The sequence below is a fragment of the Microbacterium sp. Leaf288 genome (genome assembly GCF_001422925.1).
Lineage (GTDB): Bacteria > Actinomycetota > Actinomycetes > Actinomycetales > Microbacteriaceae > Microbacterium.
Genome location: NZ_LMNI01000001.1, coordinates 771,209 through 794,953, shown reverse-complemented (window position 1 = coordinate 794,953; position 23,745 = coordinate 771,209). Strand labels below are relative to the sequence as shown.

General features: G+C 69.5%; 18 protein-coding genes. 5 read left to right on the top strand and 13 right to left on the bottom strand.

What is annotated here, in order from left to right:
- Window positions 1–25: 25 nt before the first annotated feature.
- From ASF40_RS03380 to ASF40_RS03350, 7 genes are all read right to left on the bottom strand, one after another.
- Window positions 26–1,060: a sugar phosphate isomerase/epimerase family protein gene (locus ASF40_RS03380; protein ID WP_056366341.1), complete on the bottom strand. Its 1,035-nt coding sequence runs from the start codon at window positions 1,058–1,060 to the stop codon at window positions 26–28.
- Window positions 1,057–2,163 carry a sugar phosphate isomerase/epimerase family protein gene (locus tag ASF40_RS03375; protein WP_056366338.1) on the bottom strand — a complete coding sequence of 369 codons (1,107 nt, stop codon included), beginning with the start codon at window positions 2,161–2,163 and terminating at the stop codon, window positions 1,057–1,059. Before ASF40_RS03375 ends, ASF40_RS03380 begins: the two co-directional genes overlap by 4 nt.
- On the bottom strand, window positions 2,160–2,555 hold the full coding sequence (locus tag ASF40_RS03370) for a C-glycoside deglycosidase beta subunit domain-containing protein (RefSeq protein WP_056366336.1): 396 nt from the start codon (window positions 2,553–2,555) through the stop codon (window positions 2,160–2,162). The genes ASF40_RS03375 and ASF40_RS03370 overlap by 4 nt, the downstream gene beginning before the upstream one ends.
- 49 nt (window positions 2,556–2,604) lie before the next feature.
- Window positions 2,605–4,152 carry a GMC oxidoreductase gene (locus ASF40_RS03365; RefSeq protein WP_056366327.1) on the bottom strand — a complete coding sequence of 516 codons (1,548 nt, stop codon included), beginning with the start codon at window positions 4,150–4,152 and terminating at the stop codon, window positions 2,605–2,607.
- Complete coding sequence (locus ASF40_RS03360; RefSeq protein ID WP_056366322.1) at window positions 4,149–4,943, bottom strand: TIM barrel protein; 795 nt, start codon at window positions 4,941–4,943, stop codon at window positions 4,149–4,151. Before ASF40_RS03360 ends, ASF40_RS03365 begins: the two co-directional genes overlap by 4 nt.
- 119 nt (window positions 4,944–5,062) lie before the next feature.
- Complete coding sequence (locus ASF40_RS03355; protein ID WP_056366318.1) at window positions 5,063–5,899, bottom strand: carbohydrate ABC transporter permease; 837 nt, start codon at window positions 5,897–5,899, stop codon at window positions 5,063–5,065.
- A gap of 3 nt (window positions 5,900–5,902) precedes the next feature.
- Window positions 5,903–6,862 carry a carbohydrate ABC transporter permease gene (locus tag ASF40_RS03350; RefSeq protein WP_056366316.1) on the bottom strand — a complete coding sequence of 320 codons (960 nt, stop codon included), beginning with the start codon at window positions 6,860–6,862 and terminating at the stop codon, window positions 5,903–5,905.
- A 147-nt stretch (window positions 6,863–7,009) separates the two neighbouring features.
- On the opposite strand from ASF40_RS03350, the gene ASF40_RS03345 reads away from it, so the two are divergent.
- From ASF40_RS03345 to ASF40_RS03335, 3 genes are all read left to right on the top strand, one after another.
- Window positions 7,010–10,222 (top strand): glycosyl hydrolase, encoded by a 3,213-nt coding sequence (locus ASF40_RS03345; RefSeq protein WP_056366312.1) that lies wholly within the window; start codon window positions 7,010–7,012, stop codon window positions 10,220–10,222.
- Window positions 10,223–10,401: 179 nt separating this feature from the next.
- Window positions 10,402–11,694 carry an ABC transporter substrate-binding protein gene (locus ASF40_RS03340; RefSeq protein ID WP_056366307.1) on the top strand — a complete coding sequence of 431 codons (1,293 nt, stop codon included), beginning with the start codon at window positions 10,402–10,404 and terminating at the stop codon, window positions 11,692–11,694.
- A gap of 129 nt (window positions 11,695–11,823) precedes the next feature.
- The gene (locus tag ASF40_RS03335) at window positions 11,824–13,992 is read left to right on the top strand and encodes a glycoside hydrolase family 3 N-terminal domain-containing protein (protein WP_056366305.1); all 2,169 of its coding nucleotides are present in this window, start codon (window positions 11,824–11,826) and stop codon (window positions 13,990–13,992) included.
- 1 nt (window position 13,993) lies between these two features.
- Here ASF40_RS03335 and ASF40_RS03330 read toward each other — a convergent pair whose 3' ends face one another.
- The 5 genes from ASF40_RS03330 to ASF40_RS03310 all read right to left on the bottom strand — a co-directional run bounded on the left by ASF40_RS03330 (window position 13,994) and on the right by ASF40_RS03310 (window position 20,885).
- Entirely contained in the window at window positions 13,994–15,460 is a 1,467-nt protein-coding gene (locus tag ASF40_RS03330) for a family 43 glycosylhydrolase (protein ID WP_235560113.1), read from the bottom strand.
- A gap of 89 nt (window positions 15,461–15,549) precedes the next feature.
- Window positions 15,550–17,178, bottom strand: coding sequence for a DUF5597 domain-containing protein (locus tag ASF40_RS03325; RefSeq protein WP_056366296.1), 1,629 nt, complete (start codon window positions 17,176–17,178; stop codon window positions 15,550–15,552).
- Window positions 17,175–18,083 carry an alpha/beta hydrolase gene (locus ASF40_RS03320; RefSeq protein WP_056366292.1) on the bottom strand — a complete coding sequence of 303 codons (909 nt, stop codon included), beginning with the start codon at window positions 18,081–18,083 and terminating at the stop codon, window positions 17,175–17,177. Before ASF40_RS03320 ends, ASF40_RS03325 begins: the two co-directional genes overlap by 4 nt.
- Complete coding sequence (locus ASF40_RS03315; RefSeq protein WP_056366289.1) at window positions 18,076–19,557, bottom strand: C-glycoside deglycosidase beta subunit domain-containing protein; 1,482 nt, start codon at window positions 19,555–19,557, stop codon at window positions 18,076–18,078. Before ASF40_RS03315 ends, ASF40_RS03320 begins: the two co-directional genes overlap by 8 nt.
- A 26-nt stretch (window positions 19,558–19,583) precedes the next feature.
- Window positions 19,584–20,885, bottom strand: coding sequence for a C-glycoside deglycosidase beta subunit domain-containing protein (locus ASF40_RS03310; protein ID WP_056366287.1), 1,302 nt, complete (start codon window positions 20,883–20,885; stop codon window positions 19,584–19,586).
- A gap of 215 nt (window positions 20,886–21,100) precedes the next feature.
- Here ASF40_RS03310 and ASF40_RS03305 point away from each other — a divergent pair, with 215 nt between their 5' ends.
- Window positions 21,101–22,054 (top strand): LysR family transcriptional regulator, encoded by a 954-nt coding sequence (locus ASF40_RS03305; protein WP_045298634.1) that lies wholly within the window; start codon window positions 21,101–21,103, stop codon window positions 22,052–22,054.
- A gap of 19 nt (window positions 22,055–22,073) precedes the next feature.
- Here ASF40_RS03305 and ASF40_RS03300 read toward each other — a convergent pair whose 3' ends face one another.
- Window positions 22,074–23,285: an MFS transporter gene (locus ASF40_RS03300; RefSeq protein WP_056366285.1), complete on the bottom strand. Its 1,212-nt coding sequence runs from the start codon at window positions 23,283–23,285 to the stop codon at window positions 22,074–22,076.
- 78 nt (window positions 23,286–23,363) lie between these two features.
- Here ASF40_RS03300 and ASF40_RS03295 point away from each other — a divergent pair, with 78 nt between their 5' ends.
- The gene (locus tag ASF40_RS03295; protein WP_056366283.1) at window positions 23,364–23,738 is read left to right on the top strand and encodes a MerR family transcriptional regulator; all 375 of its coding nucleotides are present in this window, start codon (window positions 23,364–23,366) and stop codon (window positions 23,736–23,738) included.
- Window positions 23,739–23,745: the final 7 nt, after the last annotated feature.

Genomic DNA, 23,745 nt, shown 5'->3' with positions numbered 1-23,745 from the left:
TCGGCTCGTTCTCGGGCGTGTGCGCTCAGGCCGGCTGGCTCTGCGCGACGGTCTCTTCGATGGCGCGCCGCATCAGCGTGTGCTGCTTCTTGACCAGATCGATCGGGTCGGACTCGCCGAGGTCGGAGAAGGCGTGCCCCTCCCACTCGCTCGAGAGGTAGCCCTGATAACCGCCCTCCACGAACTGCTTCACGATGCGCGGGATGTCCATCGCGGGCTCTTCGCCGTCGGCGCCGATGTCGTAGAACTTCGCGTGCACGTGGAAGATCTGCGGCATGATGTCGAGCCACTCCTCCGGCGGCACGAGCCCGTGCATGTTGAAGGCGAGGCGGGTGAAGGGACCGAACCGCAGGAAGTCGACTCCTTCGGCAGTGAGGTAGTCCTCGAACTTCTGGTTGCGCACGTGCATCGGCGTGGGCTCGTGCCAGATCTCGTCCATGACCGAGAAGTGCTTCTCGTCCATGCCCATCTGGCTGAGCGTGCGCAGCAGGGTCGGCGAGAGCGAGTGCATCGTCGACGAGAAGTCCGCGGTGAAGCCCAGGCGATCCGACTGCAGCTCGTCGTACATCTCGCGCATCTGCAGCACATGGGGGTCGTTCGGCCCGGAGGGCGCGTGGATCTCGTACCCGAGCTTCTGGTCGTACTTCTCGGCGAGCGGGAGGAGGCTGCGCAGCAGCTCCTTGCCGTGCGAGCGGATCACGACCCTCTTGAAGCCGAGGGTGTGCGCCGTCTTCAGCTGGCGCGCCAGGAAGTCGTGCTCCTCGTCGGGGGTCATGTCGCGGTCTTTGCGGCGCCCCATGTCGAGGTTGGTACCCACGGCGCTGGCTTCGAGCCCGTACTTCTCGAGCGAGTCGAACCAGAGCTTCACGAACGCGTCGTCGACGTCGGGGTATGTGCGCAGCAGCTGGGCGATGTTGAACTCGACGCCCGGGCCGATGCCCTCTTCGGCGACCGCGGCGATCAGTGTCTCGGGCGTATAGAGGCCCGCCGCGAACTCGCTCGTCATCGAATACAGCGTGGTGCCCAGCTTGATGCCGGTGCCGGCGATTCCGTCGCTCATGCGTGTGCTCCTTCGGTGTTGGGCAGCCAGGCTCCGAGCTGCGTACGGGCCTCGGCGAGGTCCGTGATCATCCGTGAACCGGCCGCCCCGGCGGCCGAGCGCTGCACGGCCTGCTCGCCCGCGATGATGTCGAACGGGGACTGCCAGTAGTTCCAGTGCCAGCCTTCGTACTCGCTGGAGATCGCCCCGTTGTACCCGTTCTCCACGAGCAGCTTCACGAGGTCGCGCACCGGGACCGATGGCTCTTCGCCGTTCTCGTCGATACCGAAGAACTTGCCGTGCACGTGCTTGATCCACGGCGCGATCGTGCGCCAGTCATCCACGCGCGCCGGGCCGAACAGGCCCGTGCCGTTGATGCCGAAGTCGATCCCGAGGTCGGGGCGACCGTGGCGCGCAGCGAGTCCGATGAATGAGCCGAAGCGCTGGCCGTGGTCGGCCTGATCGGCCGGCGGGCCCTGCTCGTAGTACGTGTTCCAGAGTTCGACGACCTGTCCGAGGAGCTCTTCGGACGCACCGCGGCGACGGTAGGCCTCGATCAGCGACGGGGCGAAGCCGCTGACGGTGGCGCCCCAGTCCATCGTGAAGCCGAGGAACGGCGAGCCGACCTTCTCGTAGCGGTCGCGCAGCGCGAGGATCCGCGGGTGCGAGGCGTATTGATCGGCGTGCACCTCGAGGGCGAGGGTGACCCCGTGTGCCTCGGCGATGGGGGCCAGAGCCTCCATCGAGTCCGGTTCGATCGAGATCTGCACGCGCGCGATCGGGAAGCCGAGCTTCGCGGCCGCCTTGATCTGCAGGGTCATGTACTCGATCAGCTCGTCCTGGTTCAGCAGGCGATCACGATGGATGCCGATGTCGGCGTTGACGGCGAGCGAGGTCGTCACGAGCCCGACTTCGTCGATCAGATCCCTGAACCAGCCCGCGTACGCATCGTCGATCGCGGGGAAGCCGCGGAAGCTGGAGAAGCCGATGATCTCGAGGCCCGGTCCGAACCCGTCCGCCGCCGTCTTGCGGATGAGTCCCTCGAGGTCGTACTCCCGGCCATGGAACGCTCTGGTGAAGCTGTACAGGGTCACGCCCTGGATCGGAGTGCCGAGCGCGGTCATGCCGCCACCGCCTTCATGGTCTTGGTGTTCTTCTCGTCGATGTGCAAGGTCTCGGTATCGGAGATGATGATGTACGGGATGTAGAGGGTGAGCCCGACCGTCACCTCGTGCTCAGCGTCCGGCTCGATGTCGAGGTCTCCCGAGAGCACGGCCGAATCCGTCGGGAACCACCACTCGTCGATGTTCGTGCGCAGCTCGTCGAACGTGAACTCAGCGCCGTTCATCTCCCAGCGCAGCGACTCCGCGGGGGCGGTCTTGCCGTCGATCGTCAGCTCCGCGCCGGCGATGCAGGACCCCGGCAGGGCCCGGTACCAGGGCAGCCGGACCTCGACCGCGGCACGCGGTCCGTCGGTCCTGAGCGTGCCCTGCTCGATGATGCGATCGGGGATCACAGTTGTCTCCTGACTACTTTGTCTTAGTTTCTACACTGTAATGTCTGAATCAGACAGAAGCAAGATCTGCGGTGATCTCATCGGCGATATGCCGTGCACCGCGGACGGCCAGCGCGACGCCCGTGAGCGTCGGGTTGCAGGCCGTGGCCGTCGGGATGACGCCGTTGCCTGCGACGAAGAGCCCGGGCGCTCCCCAGACTTCGCTGTCGGGCGAGCACACGCTCGCGCCGTCGTCGGCCCGACCCATGCGAACGGTGCCCTGATAGTGCAGCGACGCTCCGAGCGGCATCACGAACGGGCGGTCATCGAGGGGGTCGCCGATCGCCTTCCCCAGGCGCACGATCTCGGCCTTGGCCCGGTCGATCGTCGCATGGTCGCGGTCGCTCAGCGTGTAGTGCAGCTGCATCGCGGGCATCCCGTAACCGTCGACGTCGCCGTCCGAGAACGCCACGCGGTCCGAGGCCTGGAGGTCCTTCGCGCAGAACAGCCCCAGCCCCACGATCGAGCCCGGCGCCGCAGGGTCGTCGTCGGCGAGCTTCACCGGAGAGGCGTCGAGCTGCATGACCTGGCCGTGGAAGGGCATCTCGTCGGTGAACGGCACCCACGTCACCCCGGTGTATTCGCTCAGGCCGGTCTGCGGGACACCGTCCGCATCGACCGCGGGGGTGAAGTCGCGCATGCGCACGGCGAATACGATCTGCGCCTGGTCGTTGAGATACCGGCCGAGGGCATCGGGACGGATGCCGGAGGCCCAGAGCAGCTGCGGCGTCCGCAGCGCGTCGGCGGCGACCACGACGAAGCGCGCGCGCACGTCGCGCCGTTCTCCCGTGCGGACGTCCGTGACGACCACGCCGGCGGCCCGGCCGTCCTCGACCAGCACGCGGCTCACGAGGGACTCGTCGAACAGCGTGAAGTTCGGGTTGCCGCGGGTGATGTCTCCGAGAACGACATCCGAACCCGACCACACCAGCGGCCCGTCGTCGCGGCGATGCACCGCGAGCGGCATCCGCTGCACGCGCTCATCCGCATCCCGATGAGCGTCCTCCACCGCGGCGAGCCGCCCGCGCACGATCCCCGCATACGGCGACGAATCGAACGCGTCGGTGGTGACCCCGAGCAGTCGCTCCCCCTCCGAGAGCAGCTCGTCGAGCTCGCCCGACTCGTCGAGGAAGCCGATGCGCTCGCTGTCGTTCGGCCGGGGGCAGGCCCCCGTCCAGTGTGCGGCCATGCCTCCGACGTTGCTCGAGAACGCAGCGACCGGCAGACCGTCCTCGCCGTCCGCCTGATAGCCGGACTCGAGCAGGTAGGTGCCCGGGCGCGCGCGCCGCTGGGCGGACTTCACGATGCCGCCGACACGGTCGTCGTCCTCGCGAGCGTGCGGCCCCTCCGACCGGCGCTGAGCGTGGGCACGCTCGTCGGCGTCCGCGATGTTCTTCACGTGCGCCCCGGGCGGGTCCGACACGGTGGGGCCGACCTCGAACATCGCGATGGTCGCCGATGGCGCCCGCTCGCTCAGGATTCGGGCATAGGTCGCGCCGGCCGGGCCGCTGCCGACGATCGCGACGTCGACCTGCTCGGGGTATACGCGGGTGCTCATGCCGAGGCCGCCAGGGCCGCGATGTGCTTCACCGACTCCGCCGACGCCGTCTGCGGGTAGTACTCGAGCCCGATCGGGCCGGCGTAGCCGCTCGCACGAAGGATGCGAAGGCGCTCGGGCCAGTCGAGGTCGCCGGTACCGGGCTCACCTCGTCCGGGCGCGTCCGCGAGCTGCACGTACCTGATCAGGTCGCCGCCGTTGGCGAGCTCCGCTTCCATGTCCTCGCCCTCGACGGCCGAGTGGTAGATGTCGTACAGCACGCCGAAGAACGGCGAGTCGACGCCGCGCGCGACATAGACGCCCTCGCTCGTGCGGTCCAGGAGCGATCCGGGGTGATCGACCCGCACGTTGACGGGCTCGAGCACGAGCGTGATGCCCGAGCCGTCGATCTGCGCGATGGCCTTCTGGTAGATCTCGATGAGCTTGTCGAGCTGCACCTGGCGCTTCCAGCCGCCGAAGCCGGTTCCGCTGCCGACCACCACGCGGGGCGTCCCGAGGAAGTGCGCGATCTCGACGCCCTCGTCGAGCTTGCGGAAGAACTCCGAGTGATCCCACGGCGGGATCATGAACTGCGTGCGCGGCTCCGAAAGCTGCGCGGTGAGCTGCGTGCCGGTCTCTTCGAGCGCCGCCTTGAGAGCGGGAAGGTCCTTGGGCGTCGACGGCGCGTCGACCCCTGTCGGCCCCCACATCTCGACGGCGTCGAAGCCGGCGGCCGCCGCCGCGCGCACGCGGTCGTGGTAATCACCCGCTTCGGTGAAGAGGAGTTCGATGTTGGGTGCGAGCTGATACATGTGGTCTCCGTCGGAAGGTCGGAACAAGGTGGTCGTGGGCGGCATGCACCGGAACCCGCTGACGCGGGCACCTGCGCTCGACGATCCGGCCGCTCTCGAATCGAGTCGGATCCCGGCGGCTAGCCCTTCAGGCCGCCGGCGAAGCCCTGGATGAACTTCTTCTGGGCGGCCATGTAGAAGATCAGGATGGGGATCATCGAGATGATCACCACCGCGAAGATCTTGTTCCAGGCCGAGACGAGCCCGCCGACGTACGTGTACATCGCGACCGGCAGCGTCTGGGTGGTCGAGCCGCCGAGGAAGATCAGCGAGTTGAAGAAGTCGTTCCAGACGATCAGGCCCGCGAGGATCGCGACCGTGCCGGTCGCCGGGGCCATCAGCGGCAGCACCACGCGGAAGAACGCCTGCGTCGGTGAGGCCCCGTCGATCACGGCGGCCTCCTCGTACTCGGTCGTGAGCCCCCGGAAGAAGCTGGCATAGAGGAAGACGGAGAGCGGAAGCAGGATGCCGATCCACAGCAGGATCATTCCGAGGGCGTTGCCGGTGAGCCCGACGGTGCGCGCGCCGATGTACAGCGGAACGGTGCCGAGCTGCGCGGGCAGGATGATCGCGATGAGCACGAGGTAGAACGTGAGGTTCGTCCACGCCCGGGTGCGACGGGTGATCACGTACGCGGCGACCGAGCCGAAGAGCACGAGTCCGGCGATGGCGCCCGCGGTGATGATGGCGCTGTTCAGAATCGCCATCGGGATGCTGTCGCGCCCACCCGTGGTCAGCACCTCGATGAAGGCGCCGAAGTCGAGCGATGTGGTCGGAGCGACCGCACTGGTCGTGAACGCCTCCTGGTCGGACTTCAGGGCCGTGTTGATCAGGAAGTAGAAGGGCAGCAGGCCGATCAGCGCGACGATCCAGATGAGGACTTCGCGGAGTGCCGTGAGCTTGGTGTACCGGAACATGGGTCAGGCCTTTCGCGCGGCGTCGCGGTCGCGTGTCGCGTACTGCTGGAGGATGGCGAAGACGAGGATGATGACGGTCAGCACGAGGGCGAGCGCCGAGCCGAATCCGAACTGGCCGAGCGAGAACGCCTGTTTGTAGACCTGCGTGGCGAGAGTCTCGGTCGCCCCCGCCGGCCCTCCGCCGGTGAGCGCGAGGATCTGGTCGAAGATCCGCAGGCCCTGGATGATGCCGAGTGTCGACGCGATCGCGATCGAGGGGCGGATGCCGGGAACCGTCACGTGCCAGAAGCGCTTGAAGATCCCGGCGCCGTCCAATGCAGCCGCCTCTTCGAGCTCGACCGGCACCGACGCGAGACCGGCGAGGTAGATGACCATGACGAAGCCCGTCTGCTGCCAGACGACCGTGAGCAGGATCGCCCAGATCGACCACGTGGGGTCTGCGAGCCAGACCTTCTGCAGTTCAGGCAGTCCGATCGCCGCGAGGAACCCGTTGAGCGGCCCGTTGAACTGGAAGATGAACTTCCAGACATACGCGACCGCGAGCGGGCTCAGCACGACGGGCATGAAGAGGAGCGTGCGGAGGATGTAGCGGGTCTTGAGCGTGCGATTGATCGCGAGCGCGAACCCGAGGCCCAGGATGTTCGTGAGGATCACCGAGCCGAACGCGAGGAACAGCGTGTTCCAGACGGCGCCCACCAGGAGCGGGTCGTTGAAGATGCGCACGAAGTTGTCGAGTCCGACGAACTCCCAGTCGCCGAGGCCGGTCCAGTTCGTGAAGGCGAAGAAGCCGCCTGTCAGTGTCGCCGCGTAGTGCACGAAGACGACCATGATGATGGCCGGCAGCGCCCACCACCAATGGCCGAAGCTGATCAGCGGCTTGCGGCCGCGAGGACGCGGAGTGCGCCGCGCTCCGGGAGGCACGGTGAGGGTGCGAGTGGCATCCTTCTCGATCGTCACTGTCATCTGCTCTCTGACCTCGTCGTCACGCGCCCTCGTCGGCGCTTGAAAAGACCCTCCCACACTTGTGTCGAAAGCACACATTAGTATCAGCGATATCGGCTATAAGTGGTGCGGACGCCACCCTCCAGGCGTCGCGGAGAGGATGAATCCATGACCGATCCGCTCTGGCAGGACTTCCTCGAGCCACCCGACGAAGCACGCCCCCGCGCCTGGTGGCACTGGATGGACGGCAACGTCGACCCCGCCGGCGTGCGTCGCGACCTGCGCTGGCTGCACGCGGTCGGCGTGAGAGGGGTGCAGCTGTTCGACGGAGCCATGGGCGGTCCTCTCATCGTGCCGGCGGCGGTCCGGCCCGGATCGACGACCTGGCGCCGCGCGATCGCGTCGGCTGTCGAGACCGCGGATGAGCTGGGGATCGAACTCGCCGTCGCGACCTCGTCGGGATGGAGCGCCTCGGGCGGCCCGTGGGTCGCGCCCGCGGATGCGATGAAGAAGCTCGTGTGGTCCGAGACGCCCCTCGAGGGCGGCGGTCGTCGGATCGTCGGACTCGCGGCTCTGCCGGACGCCCCGGGCCTCTTTCAGGATTGCCGGCGCTGGGGCCTCGCCGCCGATGCGCCGCGATGGGCGACCGATTCCATCGTCCTCGCCGTGCCGGCGGACCCGGTCCACGTGGCGCACCGACCCGCGGAGGTGGTGGCATCCGCAATCCTTCCGGGAGCAGCCCCCGAGCGCGTGGAGGACTGGGGATGCCTCGTCGACGGCTCGTTCGACGGATCGGTGCTTCTTCCCCGCGATCCCGAAGCGACGTCGTCGGCGTGGGTCGAGCAGATCTTCGACGAGCCGGTGACGGTGCGCTCGGCAGTCGTCGGGCTGCCGGGGCCGCGCGGATTCGGCGCCGCCCCGCCCCCGAGCGCCGTGCTCGAGGCGAGCGACGACGGCGTGACGTATCGGGAGGTCGCCGCGCTGCCGGTCACGACCGTCCCGGCACGCACGGTGAGCTTCGCGGCGACGACCGCGCGGCGCTTCCGGCTGGTGTTGACCGGCGCGAGCGCGGCCGATGCGCTGCCGGCGCTGGACGACGGCGTGCAGGTTCCCCCCGTTCTGCGCCGCATGTCGGAGTTCGTCGTGTCCGAGTTCGCGTTGCGCGCAGCCGGCCGCGTGCATCACGCGGAGGTCAAGGCGGGGTTCGGCGTCGTGCCCGACTACTACGCCGTCGGCACCGATGCGCGCATCCGCGCAGGCTCCGTCGATCCGGACGCGATCGTCGACGTCACGTCTTCGGTCACCGACGGCGTCCTGCGGTGGGATGCTCCGCCCGGGCTCTGGACGATCCTGCGGCTCGGGGCGTCGCTCACGGGTCAGACCAACGGCCCCGCGTCGCCGGAGACCACCGGACTCGAGGTCGACAAGCTCGACGGGCCGCGGGTCTCGGCGTATCTGGACGAGCACCTCGCGCGCTTCGGCGCGGATGAGGGCTTCGCCGCACTCCTCAGCGACAGCATCGAGGCCGGTCCGCAGAACTGGACGGACGCATTGTTCGCCCGCTTCGCCGATGCGAGGGGCTACGACCCGCTCCCCTGGCTTCCGGCTCTCGCCGGCTTCATCGTGCGCACCGCGTCGGACTCCGATCGGTTCCTCTACGACTACCGCCGCACGATCTCCGAACTGCTCGCGAGCGAGTACTACGGCACACTGGCGGCCGCGGCCCACGCGCGCGGCATGGTGTACTACGCCGAAGCGCTCGAAGATCAGCGCCCGCAGCTCGGCGACGACCTCGCGATGCGCGCGCACGCCGATGTGCCGATGGGCGCGATGTGGACCTTCCTGCCCGAGCACGGGCCGCGCCCCACGTATGTCGCCGACCTCAAGGGCGCGGCATCCGTCGCCCATGTCCATGGCAAGGCGTGGACCGGCGCGGAGGCGTTCACGAGCTTCGATCGTCCCTGGTCGTCGACTCCTCGGAGCCTCAAGCACGTCGCCGATCTTCAGCTCGCGCTGGGCGTGACGCGGTTCTGCATCCACACTTCGCCGCACCAGCCGCTCGCCGCGCCCCCGCCTGGCATCGCGCTCGCGCCGTTCCTCGGGCAGGCCTTCACCGTCAACGAGACATGGGCCGGCGACGCCGGTCCATGGATCGACTACCTGGGACGCTGCTCGGCCGTTCTCTCGTCGGGTGAACCCGCCGTGGACATCGCGTACTTCGTCGGCGAGGAGGCGCCGGTCACCGCGCTGTTCGGAGGGCGGTTCGACGACGCGGTTCCCGTGAAGGTCGACTTCGACTACGTGGGCACGGACGGCCTCGCGCTGCTCAGCATGGAGAACGACCGGCTGGCCTCGGCCGGGGCGCGGTATCGACTCCTCTATCTCGGCGGATCGAGCGATCACATGACGATCGCAACCCTGCGGCACGTCGAGCGGCTGCTGGACGCGGGGGCGACGGTCGTGGGCGTCCGCCCGGACAGATCGCCGTCGCTCGCCGATGACGAGGTCGAGTTCGCACGACTGTGCGATCGGGTGTGGACTCTGCCCCGTGCGCGTGGGCGCGTGCTGCCGACCCGCGACCTCGGCACCGCGCTGACGGAGCTCGGCGTGCATCCCGCGATCGGACTGGAGGACGCGGAGGTGCGACGCATCGCGCGCATCGTCGGCGGCCGCCGCATCATGTTCGTGGCGAATCCGGACGACCGCGAGCGGACGTTCGTCGCGACGAGCCAGGTCGGTCTCTCGGCGTGGGACCCGGTGACCGTGCAGACGGGGCACCTGGAGCCGCTCGTGCCATCGGGCGGAGGCGAGCGGCGATACGCGGTGCGGCTCCCCGCGTTCGGATCGCTGTTCCTCGTGGAGGATCACGGCGCAGGCCCCCGGAGGGTCGATCTCGTCGACGTGCCGGTGCGGGGCGACTGGACGCTCGAGCTCCCCGATACGGCACCGCTCACGCTCGGACCAGAACCGCGATTGTGGACGGATGCCGACTCCGTCGCCGCGGGATTCTCGGGCACCGCCACGTACCGGGTCACCACGAAGCTCCACCTGCCCGCAGACGCCACACGCGTGCTCCTGGACCTCGGCGACACCTTCGACCTGGCTCGCGTCAGGGTGAACGGAGTGGACTGCGGCGTCGCCTGGACGCCGCCGTTCCGCGTCGACGTGAGCGGCGCCATCCGCACGGGAACGAACGAGATCGAGGTGCACGTCACCAACCCGTGGCGCAACCGGCTCATCGCCGAGTCGGCCGCGCCGAGCGGTGAGATCTCCACGCCGATGACGCGGGTCTTCGAGCCCACCGCGCGCCACTCGCCGGCCGGGCTGGCGGGACCGGTGCGAATCGTCGCCGAGCGGCCGCAGCACCCGTCCTCGTCCTGAGGCGTGTGATCGACGGCGAGTGCGCTCGAACAGCTCCCAGAAGGGGATCAGCGAGCCAATTGCCGCGCATAAGCATTACTAATGTCAGAAATCTACATATCATGCGAGGCTTGAGGTGCGGCCCCGAGGCCGAGCCAGCGTCCCGATGCTGGCGACAACGACGTCATGAAAGGGTAGAAATGCCACAGCACTCACGCATTCGGCACCTCCGGTGGTCGCTCCTCGCGATCCCTGCGGCGGGTGCACTCGTCCTCGCCGGCTGTTCCGGCTCCACCGACGGCGGCGACAGCTCAGCCGATCCGGACACCGTCGGATTCAGCCTCATGGTCGCCCAGGCGAACGACGCCGACGACTTCTACGCCCAGACCGCACAGAAGTACACCGAAGAGACCGGCGTGCCGATCGAAGTCATCCCCTACCCGTCGGATGCCTACAACACCCAGGTCACGACCCAGCTTCAGGCAGGCAACGCGGCCGACATGATGGTCCTCGCGCCCGGCACCGGGCAGCCGATCTCGGTCATCACTCTCGCCGACGCGGGCTTCCTCGAGCCGCTCGACGACACCTCCGCCGGCCTGCTGCCTGCCGGCAGCGAGGCGGAGTTCCAGATCGACGGGAAGACGTACGCCCAGCCGACCGCGCTCACCCCCGTCGGGATGGTGTTCAACGTGACCGCGGCCGACGAGGCAGGCGTCACCGAGTATCCCTCGACGTACGAAGACCTCCTGGCCGCGTGCGCTGACGCGCGGGACGCGGGCAAGTCGTTCACCGTTCTCGCCGGCGGCGTCTCGTTCAACACCGGGCTCATCTCGATGCTGATCTCGGCGACCCGCGTGTACGCCCAGACGCCGGACTGGAACGAGCAGCGCGCAGCCGGCGACGTCACGTTCGCCGACAGCGGCTGGAAGGACGTCCTCGACGACATCGTCGAGATGAACGACAAGGGCTGCTTCCAGGATGGCGCCGCGGGCGGCACGTTCGACTCGATCACCCAGGGGATGGGAGGCGGGACCTCTCTGACGGCCGCCGTCCCCGGCAGCGCCGCCGCCTCGATCGGCGACGCCACCGGCGCCGAGCTCAACGTGCAGGCGTTCCCGCCCGCCGACGGCGAGAAGGCCTTCACCGTCACGGGCGCCAACTACGCGTGGGGGATCAACGCCGCGTCGGACGACGCCGTGAAGGCGTCCGCGCAGGCCTTCCTCGACTGGGTCGCCCAGCCGGAGAACGCCCAGGCGTACGCCGACCTCTCGGGTTCGGTGCCGATCACGGGCATCGACTCCGAAACGCTCCTTCCGGAGTACGCGCCGATCGGCGACCTGCTCGCGAACGGCGACTACGCGGGCCTGCCGAACGCGACGTGGCCGAACCCCGCCGTCTACGACGCGCTCGGCGTCGGAGTGCAGGGCCTCTTGACCGGTCAGAAGACGGTCGACCAGGTGCTCGCCGACATGGACGCGGCGTGGGGCAACTGACTCCCTGAATCCGCAGTGAACGATGCCGCCCGGGGCCATGCGCCCCGGGCGGCATCGTCATGATCCCCGACCGAGTCTCAGCCGTGCGCGGCCCCGCATGTCGCCCCCCCCCCCCGGAAGGAGCACCAGATGAACCGATCCGCCCGCGTGCAGAAGCTGCTCGCCGAGATGCCCCCGGCCGAGAAGCTCGGCCAGCTGCAGATCGTGTTCCGTCCGCGGCACGACGATGCCGCGGAGCTCATCCGCGAGGGTCTCGGCTCGATCTTCTGGCCCCGGTCGGCGGCGGCGACCAACGCGCTGCAGCGGGTCGCCGTGGAAGAGACGCGCCTCGGCATCCCCGTGCTGGTCGGGCTCGACGTCATCCACGGGCAGCGCACGATCGCGCCCGTCCCGCTCGCGCAGGCCGCGAGCTTCGACCCTTCGCTCGTCGAGGAGCTCGCCGCGCTCGCGGCTGCCGAAGCACGCTCGGGCGGCGTCACGTGGACCTTCTCCCCCATGGTCGACGTCGCCCGCGATCCGCGCTGGGGCCGCGTGGTCGAGGGGTTCGGCGAGGACGTCCACCTCACCTCTGTCATGGGCCGCGCGATGGTGCGCGGCTACCAGGGCGACGACCTCGCCGGCCGACACGCGATCGCCGCGACCGCGAAGCACTTCGTCGCCTACGGGCAACCCGAGGGTGGCCGCGACTACAACGCGGTCGACGTGTCGGAGCACCGGCTGCGCAACATCTATCTCGAGCCCTTCCGCGCGGTCGTCGACGAGGGCGCGGCCGCGGTCATGGCGTCGTTCAACACCGTCGCCGGTGTGCCGATGCACGCCAACCGGCGGCTGATGACCGGGGTGCTCAAGGACGAGTGGGGGTTCCCCGGCGTCGTCGTGGGCGATGCCGAGGGCGTGCGCAACCTGCTTCCGCACGGCATCGCCGAGGATCTGACGGATGCCGCGTCCCAGGCGTTCCGCGCCGGGCTCGACGTCGAGATGGGCGGCGCCCCTTCGGAGGTCGCCGACGCCCTGCTCTCGGCGATCGACCCCGCGCGCCTCGACGACGCCGTCGCCCGCGTGCTCGCACTGAAGGAGTCGCTCGGTCTCTTCGACTCTCCGTACGCGAGCGAGACGGACGAGCTCACTGCCCCGACCGACGCGGGGCGGGCGCTCGTGCGGCGCGCCGCCGCCCGGTCGTCGGTGCTGCTCAAGAACGACGGGACGCTGCCGCTCGGCGCACGCGCCCGCGTGCTGCTGACGGGCCCTTACGCCGACTCAACCGATCACCTCGGCGCCTGGACACAGTCCTTCGGCGCGGACGCAGAGACCATCGCCGGTGCGTTCGTCGCACGACGACCCGACGTCGAGGTGCGAGTCGTGCCCGGCGTCGACTTCCTCGGCGAGGACGCATCCGGCATCCCGGCCGCCGTCGCGGCCGCGCGGGCCAGCGACGTCGTGGTGGTGCTCGTCGGCGAGCCCAGCGCGCTGTCGGGCGAGGCCGCCTCCCGCAGCGACCTGCGCCTGCCGGGACGGCAGGAGCAGCTGATCCGCGAGATCGCCGGCACCGGCATCCCGTTCGTCGTCGTCCTCGAAACCGGTCGCCCGCTCGTCGTGTCGGACTGGATCGACCTCGCGGAGACGGTCGTCGTCGCGTGGCACGGCGGTACCGAGGCCGCGGCGGCGATCGTCGACGTGCTCCTGGGCGACGTCGATCCCGCCGGACGCCTGCCGATGTCGTGGCCGCGATCCGTCGGCCAGATCCCGATCCACTACGCGCACGAGAACACCGGTCGCCCCGCGACGACGGGCGGATCGCTCAGCGCCGAGACCGCCGACATCGGCCTGCACGGCCCGGCCAACGTCGCCGACAAGTACACCTCGAAGTACCTCGACCTCGAGCTCGGGCCGGAGTTCCCCTTCGGCCACGGTTCGGGCTATGCGACCTTCGCGCACGCTCCGGCGACACTGTCGGCTTCCTCGATCAGCGGCGCCGAACTCGACGGCGGCGCGACGCTGTCACTGTCGCTCGAGGTCGCCAACACGTCGGCGCGCACCGGCGACGAGGTCGTCCAGGTCTACGTCGAGGATGTCGTCGCGAGCGTCGCTCCTCCGGTCCGCAGGCTCGTCGCGTTCGAGCGCCGGACCATCGAGCCCGGCCGCACCACGCAGTTCGAGTTCGAGATCGGCCGCGATCAGCTCGGCTTCTGGGCTGTGGATGCTGCGCCCCCGGCGTTCGTCGTGGAGCCCGGCCTCTTCCGCCTGCACCTCGGTGCAACGCTCGCCTCGACCCAGGCCGTCGACCTGCGGGTCGTCTGACTCAGCGCAGGGGCCGGTACCGGAAGTCGCGGAACCGCACCGTCCCCGCGCCGGCCGCGTAGAGCGCCGGGCGCAGGCTCAGGAGGTCGCCCATGGTGTTGGCGTGGTACCCCGATGTCTCGTAGCGGATCGCGTGACGCACCCACTCCCCGCCGGGTTCGCGGTACCAGCCCGTCACGATGTGCTGGTCGTTGCGGATCCGCAGCTGCAGGCGACGCGCCTCGGGCGCCGGCTCCCGCCAGTGCGTGACGTGGCCGCCCGAGTAGCTCCGCATCCGTTCCCCGTCGATCCCCATGCCGCAGAACAGCCGGTCGTTGAAGAACAGCAGCAGGCCACCTTCGGCCTCGTCGATCTCGACGTCGACCTCGACCTCGTACGAGTGATCGCCGACGACGAGCGCGAGCGGTGACGTGTCGCCCGGCCCCGTCCCCTTGCCCGCGAGCACCAGGCCGTCGTCGAGCGTGAGACGCGCGGCCTCGCCGGGCGATGGGGCATGGAAGGTCCACCGCTCACCGAGCCGCAGATCGGCGAAGTCGTCGTCGAACCCGCGGGACGGGGAGGGGACGGATGCCTCGGCCGGGGCATCCAGCTCGCCCCCGATGTCGTCCAGCGCGGCGACCGGCCAGCCGTCCTCGGTCCACGCGATGGGCTCGAGCAGGATCTGGCGACCGAGCGTGCGGTAGCCGTTCTCGTAGCCGTGCGAGACCATCCACCAGCTGCCCTCGCCGGTCGAGAGGATCGTCGCGTGTCCGCGCGACCACCATTTCTCCGAGGCGTCCTCCGTGCGCGCGACCGGATTGTGCGGGCTGTTCTCCCATGGCCCGTGCACCGAGCGCGATCGGGCCACGATGACCATGTGCCCTGTCGGCGGGCCGCCGGTGCCGCCGACAGCGCTCACCAGGTAGAACCACTCGCCATGCCGGAAGAGCTTGGGCCCCTCGAGGGCATACGCCTCGGTGATCCAGTCGTCGGGGTAGCGCCAGCCGTCGTAGACCTGCTCCAGTTCGCCGACCGTCGCAAGGCCGTCGTCCGTGAGGGCGATGCGGCGGATGCCGTTGACGAAGAGGTAACGCTTGCCGTCCTCGCCGACGACATGGCCCGGGTCGATCGCCCAGCGGATGCCCAAGTCGATCGGGTCCGACCACGGGCCCTCCATCGAGTCGGCGTGAATGACGAAGATCGCCGGCGCATCGAGTGCCGACCACGGCGCGGGGATGAACGGGATGTAGATGAAGAAGCGCCCGTCCACTTCCGCGATGTCGACCGCGAACGTGCTGCCGAGAGGCTCGGCGAGTGCCGAGCCCGCGTAGGTCCAGTTCACGAGGTCGGGCGAACGATAGAGCAGGAGCCCCGGCGCCGACTCGAACGACGAGTACGTCATCCAGTACTCGTCGCCGACCTTGATGACGGCCGGGTCGGGGCGGTCTCCGCCCAGGACGGGGTTGACGAAGGTCGGCACGTCAGCCATGGGTCACACTCCTCGCCAAACGCGCCCGTGCTATCACGGGGATGCAGCGGTACTCGCGACACGCACTATCGGTCTGACTCATCGCTTCCTCACGACACTCGGAGCAGGGTGACCCTCGCGGCCCCCACGCGATCCACCGGGACGACCTGGAGACGCTCGTCGCCGTTGAGGACGCGACTGGGGACGACGCGGCCCTCGTCCAGGAGCAGTTCGACGACGGCGTCGACTTCCACCAATCCCTGAGGTGCGGCGAAGTCGAGCTTCACGCCCTGGCCGATGACGACGAGCTCGTCGTCGGCCACCGCGAAGATCAGCCCGAACGGCCGCTGCTCGCCCGGCGTCGGAACGGGCTCACGCGGGAGCGTCTCGTCGGGGACCGGCAGCGCCTCGTCGGGAAGCTGCACACCCACGTCGAGCAGGAAGTCGCGGACGATGTCGCTCAGCCCACGGGCGCTCACGGTGAGGTCTCCGACTGTGGTCTCGGCCGGAGGGGAGCCCGGCTCCACCACGACGGCGCCGATGCGTCCAGCTCGCTGGGCCTCGGCGATCTCCGGCTCGAAGCCGGTGAGGTACGCGAGCATCGCGGCGACCTGACCCTCGGGGTTGGCCCCATCGAAGCCGAATCCCGACCAGCCGACCGCGCGATAAGTGCCGATGGCCCGCACGAGCTCTCCCGCGCGCAATCTGCTCTCCGGCACGAAGAGCGGCTGTGATCCGGTCGCATAGGTACGCATCGCCGAGTCGGCGTCGTCCACGTAGATGTCGGGGCCGACGAGCGACAGAGAGGGCGCCGCTGCGCGCCACACATCGATCACCCGACTCGAGGGTCCGCCGCTCGGCCACGCCCCCGGCTCGTCCTGCCCGGGCTGCGGGCCCAGCCACGCGTTGGCGTACATCGGGATCTGCTTGACGGCCTGACCGCGCTCGGCGAGATGCTGCACGTACGACGCGATCGACCACGCCATGAAGATCTCGTCGGCGCCCGAGCCGTCGCCGAACACGTCGGCCCAGGTACCCGCCTCACGCCGGCCGGCCTCCGCCCAGAGCGTGCGGAGCAGCGAGCCTTCCTCACCCGCGCGGGCGGCGGCGATCAGCGCGCCCGGCGCGTCGCGACGCCAGGCCTCCTCGGCGAGGTCGCTCCGGTCGCGGCTGTCGCGCAGGATGCCCGACTCGTTCTCGACCTGGACGAGCGCGACGACATCGGTGCGATCGACCTCTGCGAGGTGAGTGATGAAGGCTTCGAACGCGGTGGCATCGGCATCGCGGAGCGCCTCGCTGAAGACCGAGAGCACGGGCGTCGGCATCACACCGGAATAGTGGAAGGCACTCCCCCGTGTCTTCGCGTGCACCACGGCGCGCGGGAATCTCGTCTGGTCCGCCCGCACCCACCGCGGCGCGTACGTCGACGCCGCGTTCTTGAACGCGCCGAACCACAACAGCACGAGGTGCAGTCCCTGGCCCCGGGCCTCGTCGATCATGGTGTCCACGAGCGTGAAGTCGAACTCGCCCTCGCGCGGCTCGGTCAGCGCCCAGCTGACCGGCGCGAGCACGGTGTTCGCGTGCAGGTGCCGCGCGTGCGCGAACGACTGACGAATGGATGCCGTCGACGAGCTCGACGAGTTGTGCACCTGGCCACCCAGCAGGAGGCGGAGCTCGCCGTCCTTGCGCAGACGCAGGTCTTCGCCGAACGTCCAGGCCGAGCGATCGCCGGCGCTCACTCCGTCCCGCCGATCCAGCTCGCGATCGCTTCGATGGTCGGCAGCGCGGTCGGGTCGGCGGGCTCGTTGATGTGGCCGTGGTCGGCGCCGGCCTCCAGACGGAGTGCGACGTCGATCCCCGCAGCATCCAACTGCCGCGCGAAAGCCTCGCCCGACGGACGCAGGCCGTCGAATTCGCACACCAGCACGAACGTCGGCGGGAAGCCATCGACCGGCCCCAGTGCCGCGAAGGCGTGCGGATCGCCCAGCGCCTCGACGGACCCCGCGAAATTCAGGGCGAGGGCACCGTGCGGAGAGTCGGGATCGAGGTCCGCCGAGGCCGCCGGGCCGTTCGGGTGCACGACCGGGTACACCAGCACGAGTCCGTCGGGCAGCCGCTCGCCGGCATCCCGCAGCCGTGCGACCGCTCCGGAGGTCAGGTTGCCGCCGGCGCTGGCGCCCCCGAGATAAACGGTGTCGGCGGCGAACAGCTCCTCTGCGTGCGCCACCGCGTGCCGCCAGGCGGCGAGCACGTCGTCCGAGGGCGCGGGGAAGTGCACGTCGCCGAGGCACTTGACGTAGTCGACCGCGAGCACCGGGATGCCCCGCGCCGCGAGCTCGAGCGCGACCCAGTGCGACTCCGGCATGTCGAGGTGGCCGCCGATGAACGCGCCGCCGTGCACCCAGACGAGGGCGCGACCGGATGCCTCGGCCGAGGCATCCGTGTACAGCCGCGCGGGCACCGCACGGGCAGTCCCCTCGATCGCGACCTCGCGCGTCTGGACGTTCGCGAGATGCGGGAAGCGGCGCTTCAGCGACTCCGTGTCGATGTCGGGGCGCGGGTCGGCCGGCTCGCCCTGCTCACGGAACATCCGGAGCACCTCGGAGAGCGGCAGCGTGCGGAAGTCGACCTCGGTGTCAGACATGGGCCGCCTGCACCGCACGCATCGAGGCGCGGATGAGGTCGTGCTGCTTGCGGACGAGCAGCAGCGGGTCCACCTCGCCGAGCTCGGCGAACGCGTGGCCCTCCCACTCGCTCGACCAGTAGCCGCGATAGCCGCCCTCGACGAAGACGCGCACGAGCTCCGGATAGTCGATGGCGGGCTCCTGGCCGTTCTCATCGATGTCGTAGAACTTCGCGTGGACGTGCGTGATCTGCGGCATGATGTCGGCCCACTCGCGCGGGTCGACGTGGCCGTGCATGTTGAACGCGAGGTGGGCGAACGAGCCGAGGCGACCCGGGTCGAAGTCGCGGGACTTCAGGTAGCCGATGAACTCCTGCTGCCGCTCCGGCATGGTGGCATCGGTCGCCCAGATGCGCTGCAGCTCGGCGAGCGCGTCGTCATCCAGGCCCGCGCGCTGCACGGCGCGAAGCAGCGTCGGCGACATGCTGTGCATCGTCGACGAGAAGTCCGCGACGAACCCGAGCAGCGGCGAGTCCAGCTCGGCGTAGGTGTCGCGCACCTTCAGGATCGGCTCGGCGTTCGGCCCCATCGGCGCGTGGATCTCGTACGCCAGCTGCAGGTCGAGGCGCTCCGCCACCGGCAGCAGCCGGCGCAGCAGCTCGGGCTTCGCGGACTGGATGCGCACCAGCGGGAACCCGAGCTTCTTCGCCCCCTGGAACATGAGCTCGCTGAACTCGAACTCCTCGTCCGGCGTCATGTCGCGGTCGCGCCGGCGGCCCATGTCGAGGTTCGCGCCGAACGAGCTCGCGTCGAAGCCGTGCTTGTCGAACGCAGCGCGCCACTGCGCGACGAACTCGTCCGACACCACCGGATAGGTCGGCAGCACCTGCGACGCGACGATCTCGATGCCCGGGCCGATGCCCAGCTCGGCCACGCGGTCGAGCAGGCCATCGAAGTCGTACCAGCCCGCGCGGAACTCGGCGCTCGCCGAGTACAGCGTGAGGCCGAGCTGGAACGGGTCGTCCGCCGACGCCGCCGGCGGCGGTGCGATGTCGGTCACGGTCGCGAGGGGCGCAGCATCCGTATCCGTCACCGCCAGCGTGAACGACTGCCGCACGATGTTCGGCACGTACATGCCGGGTCCACCGTCCTGGCCGGGCATGATCTGCATGTACGGCAGGCGCAGCTCGCCGAAGATCTCGACCTGGTGCTGCTCGCCGATCGCGACGGGCTGGTCGAGACGTGCGACGAGGAGCGGATGCTGCTGCAGGAACCAGAGCGTCTCGCTCTGCTGCGACAGCTCGGCGATGGCGTAGCGCGTGCCGTCGATCTCGAAGGCCAGCTCGTCCGTGGGGATCTCGACGCCGTCGACGGTGAGGCGGAGCGTCGAGACGGACGAGAGCCACAGGCTCCGGTACCAGGGGATGGTGAGCTTCAGCGCGAGGCCGTCCGGGTGCGGGCGGAGGCTGTCTTCGGCGATGAGTCCGTTGGGCATGGTTCTCTCCGTTTTCGGGCGGTTCGTCAGAGGGTGGAGGCGATGGATCGGATGAGGGAGTGCTGTCGGCGCACCTGCTCGATCGAGCGCCAGGGGATGCGGTCACCCTCGTACTCGCTCGAGAGGTAGCCCGTGTAGCCGGCGTCGTTCAGGGCGCGGAGCACCGGCTCCCACGGGATCTGCTGGTCTTCGAGGTTCTCGTCGATGTCGTGGAACTTCGCCTGGATGAAGACGACGTACTTCGCGATGTCGGCGATGTCGGCGGGGTCGACCGCGATGCCGTCGAGGAACGCCGGGCGGCGACCGGGCAGCTCTCCGGGCTTCAGCGGGATGGGCCGGTCCTGGAAGATGCCGGTGTCGAGCAGCAGCCCGAAGTGCTTCGTTCCGGTGCGCTCGATGAGGCCGATGTAGTCGTCGACGACCTCGTGCTTGATGGGGGTCGGCGAGTGGATCTCGGGGCAGATGACGACGTCGAGCTCGGCGGCCAGGTCGAGCGAGCGCTCGACGGACTCCGTCCAGATCGGGTGCGGAATGAGATCGCTCGAGACGACGCCGATCTTCGGGCGCACGAAGCGGAACCCCAGCCGCTTCGCGAGACGGACGTCCCGCTGCAGCATCGCCGCTCCCTCGGCTGCCGTGAGGTCACGCGCGTTCGCGCCGCTGGAGTGCAGGCGCGTGTCGATCCACGAGCCGTAGTTCGTCGGCTCGAGGGAGTACTTCTCGAGCAGCGCGAACCAGCGATCGATCCACTCGGTCGTGGGCTCGGGGTACCGCTCGATGTGGCCCTCGCCGAGGATCTCGATACCGGTCGCGCCGACGTCGGCCACGGCGGCGAGCGCCGTCTCGAGGTCCATCACCGTGCCGAAGTCGGTCATGAAGCTGTAGAGACTGACGCCGTACTTGAAGGGGCCGCCGTCCTCCGAGGACGTGAGGGTGATGTGCCTCGAGACCTCGTACGTCGAGGGCTGGTGCTCCTGGGGGATGTACGACATGCGCAGGCGCAACTGGATCGAGACCTCGTGCGTGCCCTCCGGAAGCCCGCCGGGGTACGGCACCGTGACGATCGCCGCTTCCTCGAGGGGCCAACGCACGCCCTCCGAGTCCCACAGCTCCTGCAGCGAGTAGGTGCGACCAGCGAAGGTCCACAGCGGCACGTCGGCGGGGACGTCGACGAGGTTCCCGACGCGGACCGCGACGCCGTCGATGAGGGATGCGGCCATGCCGCGGTACGACGGCATACGGAGGCGGAACTGGAAGCCGGTGGTCTCACCCCCTTCGCGCACATTGCGGAAGCCGACGGACTGGATGAGATCTCTCTCGAGAAGCATCGATGCTCGCTCTCTGGGGTCGGGACCGCGCTGTCGCGGGCCGGGAGTCTTTTCCAGAGTATCAGCGTTACGCCTGATTTAGACATAAGTAAGTGTGATGTGCGCATAATCGAGAGCCCGCCCGCACATCGTTGCGAACGATGCCACCTCCCCACCACATAGATTGCACGGATACACTGGGCCGAGGCATCCCGAACCCGGAGGAGCACACCGTCGTGTCCGATCAACCGCTGCTCTCCCGGCTCGACCTGAACCTCCTGGTCGCCCTCGACGCGCTGCTGACCGAGCGCAGCGTGACGCGCGCGGCCGAGCGGCTGCACCTGAGCCAGCCCGCGCTGAGCGCCTCGCTCGCGCGGCTGCGCACGCACTTCAACGACCAGATCCTCGCCCGCCGCGGCAACACCTACGAGCTCACCCCGCTCGCCCTGCGCCTCACCGAGCACACGACAACGGCGCTCGAGGCCGCGCGCCGCGTGTTCGAGAGCCAGGCGACGTGGAGCCCGAGGGACTCGACCCGCGAATTCTCGATCTACGGCTCCGACTACGGCTTCGCCACCATCGGCAGCGAGGTGTCCCGCCTCGCGGCGGAGGCCGCACCCGGCGTGCGCTTCCGCTTCATGCTGCACAACCCCGCCATCGTCGACGACGCCCTCAACCGGCTGCGCTCCGCCGACGGCATGGTGATCCCCCACGGCTACCTCGTCGACCTCCCGTACGCCGATCTCTGGCGCGACGGCTGGGTGGTCGTGGCCTCCGAGTCGAACGAGCAGGTCGGCGACGAACTCACGATGGACGTGCTCGGCGCCCTGCCGTGGGTCTTCACCTACCAGTCGCGCACGGCGTTCACCTCGGCGGCCCGCCAGCTGCAGCAGCTCGGCATCGAGCCGCACATCGAGGCGGTCGTCGAGAGCTTCCTAGCCCTGCCCCACTTCATCGCCGGCACCAACCGTCTCGGCCTGATCCAGGCGGGGCTCGCCCACGTCGCCGAGTCCGTCCCGGGCGTGCGCACGCTCGAGGCGCCCTTCGACGCGACGCCCGTCGTCAACGCGCTGTGGTGGCATCCCGTCCACGGCCGCGACCCCGAGCACGCCTGGATGCGGGGCATCTTCGAACAGGCCGCGGCATCCGTGTCGAATCGCCCGACGTCCGTCGTGAGCCAGCCCGCCTGAGCGCTCGCCCGCAGCGGTCTCACGCGTTCCGGCGCGCCGCCAGTCCAGCCCCCACCGCGGTGAGGCCGGCGGCGAGAAGCACGACCACGGCCGACACCGCCATGTTCGCCGTCGGCCCGTACGTCGCGGTGAGCTGGCCGCCGGCCCATGAGCCGCCTGCGATTCCGACGTTGAAGAGCACGACGATGGACGCGCTCGCGAGGTCGCGGAGGCGATCGGATGCTGCGCGCATGAGCGCCGTCTGGATCAGTGGGAACATCGCACCGGTGCCGGCACCCCAGAGTGCCAGGGCGACGACCACGACGGCCGTCGCGTGCGGAGCGACGGCGAGTGCGGCGAAGGCGGCGACGAACACCAGCAGGGTCGCAGTCAGTGCTGTACGGGGAAACCGATCGGCGAGGCTGCCGGCGACCGCCACTCCGGCCATGCCCGCCGCGCCGAACACGAAGAGCAGGGCGCTCGCCCAGCCGTCTGCGATGCCGGCCGACTCGGCGAGGTAGGGGCGGATGTAGACGAACGAGAGGAACTGCGCGAGGCCGATCATCAGCCCGGCGATCCCGAATGCCGCCAGCGGCGGGAGTGACCGATCGTGGCGCAGCGGCGCACGCTCCCCCGCAGCGACGGCCTCGACCACGGACCGCGGAAGCCGGCGGAAGACGACGGCGGCGAGCAGCAGCATCCCGATCCCCATCACGGCGAACGAGACCCGCCAGCTCGTCAGCTGAGCGAGAGCCGTCGCGACGGGAAGGCCCAGCACCGTCGCCGCCGTGCCCCCGCCGGTGACGAGCGCGAGCCCGCGCCCGAGCTGCGCACCCGACAGCAGCGACGACGCGTACACGATGACGATCGCCCAGAACACGCCGTGCGCCACCGCGGCGACCGCACGCGTGGCGAAGGCGAACTCGTACGTCGGCGCGAAGGCCGTCGCGACGTTGGCCACCGCGAACACCGCGAGCGAGACGGCAACCACGATGCGGCGGTCGATCCGCCGCGTCGCCCGCGTGAGCGGGATGCTCGTGGCGATCACGACGATCGCCCAGACCGATACCAGCAGTCCGATGCGCAGGGGGTCGACTCCGAAGTCGCGGGCCATCTCGGGCATGAGCCCGGCGGGCAGCGACTCGGCGGTGACGGTGACGAAGACCCCCAGCGAGAGCAGCAGCAGCGCACCCAGCGGGAAGCGCGAGACGGAGGTTTCGGGGAGTGCGACGGATGCCGTGGACGAGGTCATGCAGCGAGGCTAAACTTTGACATCAATGTCAATGTCAAGCTTTCGCGCGACACGAATCGACACGGGAGGCATCGCGGCATGAAGATCGGCGAACTGTCGCAGCGCACCGGCATCCCCACACGGATGCTGCGGTACTACGAGGAGCAGGGGCTGCTGGCGTCCGAGCGCTCGGCGAACGGCTACCGGGCCTACGACGAGGCCGACGTGGAGCGCGCTGCGCGCGCCCGCGGCCTCGTTCAGGCGGGGTTGTCGACGCGCCTCGCCAAGGTCGTGCTCGACGTCGAGCGGCAGTGCGCCCTGGCGCAGCCCACATGCTCGCGCGAACTCGCCGAGATGCTCGCGACCGAGCTGTCGGCGCTCGACGACCGCCTCGCATGCCTCACCAAGAGCCGCGATGCGGTCGCGCGGTATCTCACGCTCACCCGCAACGGCGATCTGGTCGGCGCGGCCTAGCTCCTCG

Coding starts and splice junctions, on each gene's coding strand:
- ASF40_RS03380 (WP_056366341.1), bottom strand. CDS start 1,060: ATGAGCGACGGAATCGCCGGCACCGGCATCAAGCTGGGCACCACGCTG.
- ASF40_RS03375 (WP_056366338.1), bottom strand. CDS start 2,163: ATGACCGCGCTCGGCACTCCGATCCAGGGCGTGACCCTGTACAGCTTC.
- ASF40_RS03365 (WP_056366327.1), bottom strand. CDS start 4,152: ATGAGCACCCGCGTATACCCCGAGCAGGTCGACGTCGCGATCGTCGGC.
- ASF40_RS03360 (WP_056366322.1), bottom strand. CDS start 4,943: ATGTATCAGCTCGCACCCAACATCGAACTCCTCTTCACCGAAGCGGGT.
- ASF40_RS03355 (WP_056366318.1), bottom strand. CDS start 5,899: ATGTTCCGGTACACCAAGCTCACGGCACTCCGCGAAGTCCTCATCTGG.
- ASF40_RS03350 (WP_056366316.1), bottom strand. CDS start 6,862: ATGACAGTGACGATCGAGAAGGATGCCACTCGCACCCTCACCGTGCCT.
- ASF40_RS03345 (WP_056366312.1), top strand. CDS start 7,010: ATGACCGATCCGCTCTGGCAGGACTTCCTCGAGCCACCCGACGAAGCA.
- ASF40_RS03340 (WP_056366307.1), top strand. CDS start 10,402: ATGCCACAGCACTCACGCATTCGGCACCTCCGGTGGTCGCTCCTCGCG.
- ASF40_RS03335 (WP_056366305.1), top strand. CDS start 11,824: ATGAACCGATCCGCCCGCGTGCAGAAGCTGCTCGCCGAGATGCCCCCG.
- ASF40_RS03330 (WP_235560113.1), bottom strand. CDS start 15,460: ATGGCTGACGTGCCGACCTTCGTCAACCCCGTCCTGGGCGGAGACCGC.
- ASF40_RS03320 (WP_056366292.1), bottom strand. CDS start 18,083: ATGTCTGACACCGAGGTCGACTTCCGCACGCTGCCGCTCTCCGAGGTG.
- ASF40_RS03315 (WP_056366289.1), bottom strand. CDS start 19,557: ATGCCCAACGGACTCATCGCCGAAGACAGCCTCCGCCCGCACCCGGAC.
- ASF40_RS03310 (WP_056366287.1), bottom strand. CDS start 20,885: ATGCTTCTCGAGAGAGATCTCATCCAGTCCGTCGGCTTCCGCAATGTG.
- ASF40_RS03300 (WP_056366285.1), bottom strand. CDS start 23,285: ATGACCTCGTCCACGGCATCCGTCGCACTCCCCGAAACCTCCGTCTCG.
- ASF40_RS03295 (WP_056366283.1), top strand. CDS start 23,364: ATGAAGATCGGCGAACTGTCGCAGCGCACCGGCATCCCCACACGGATG.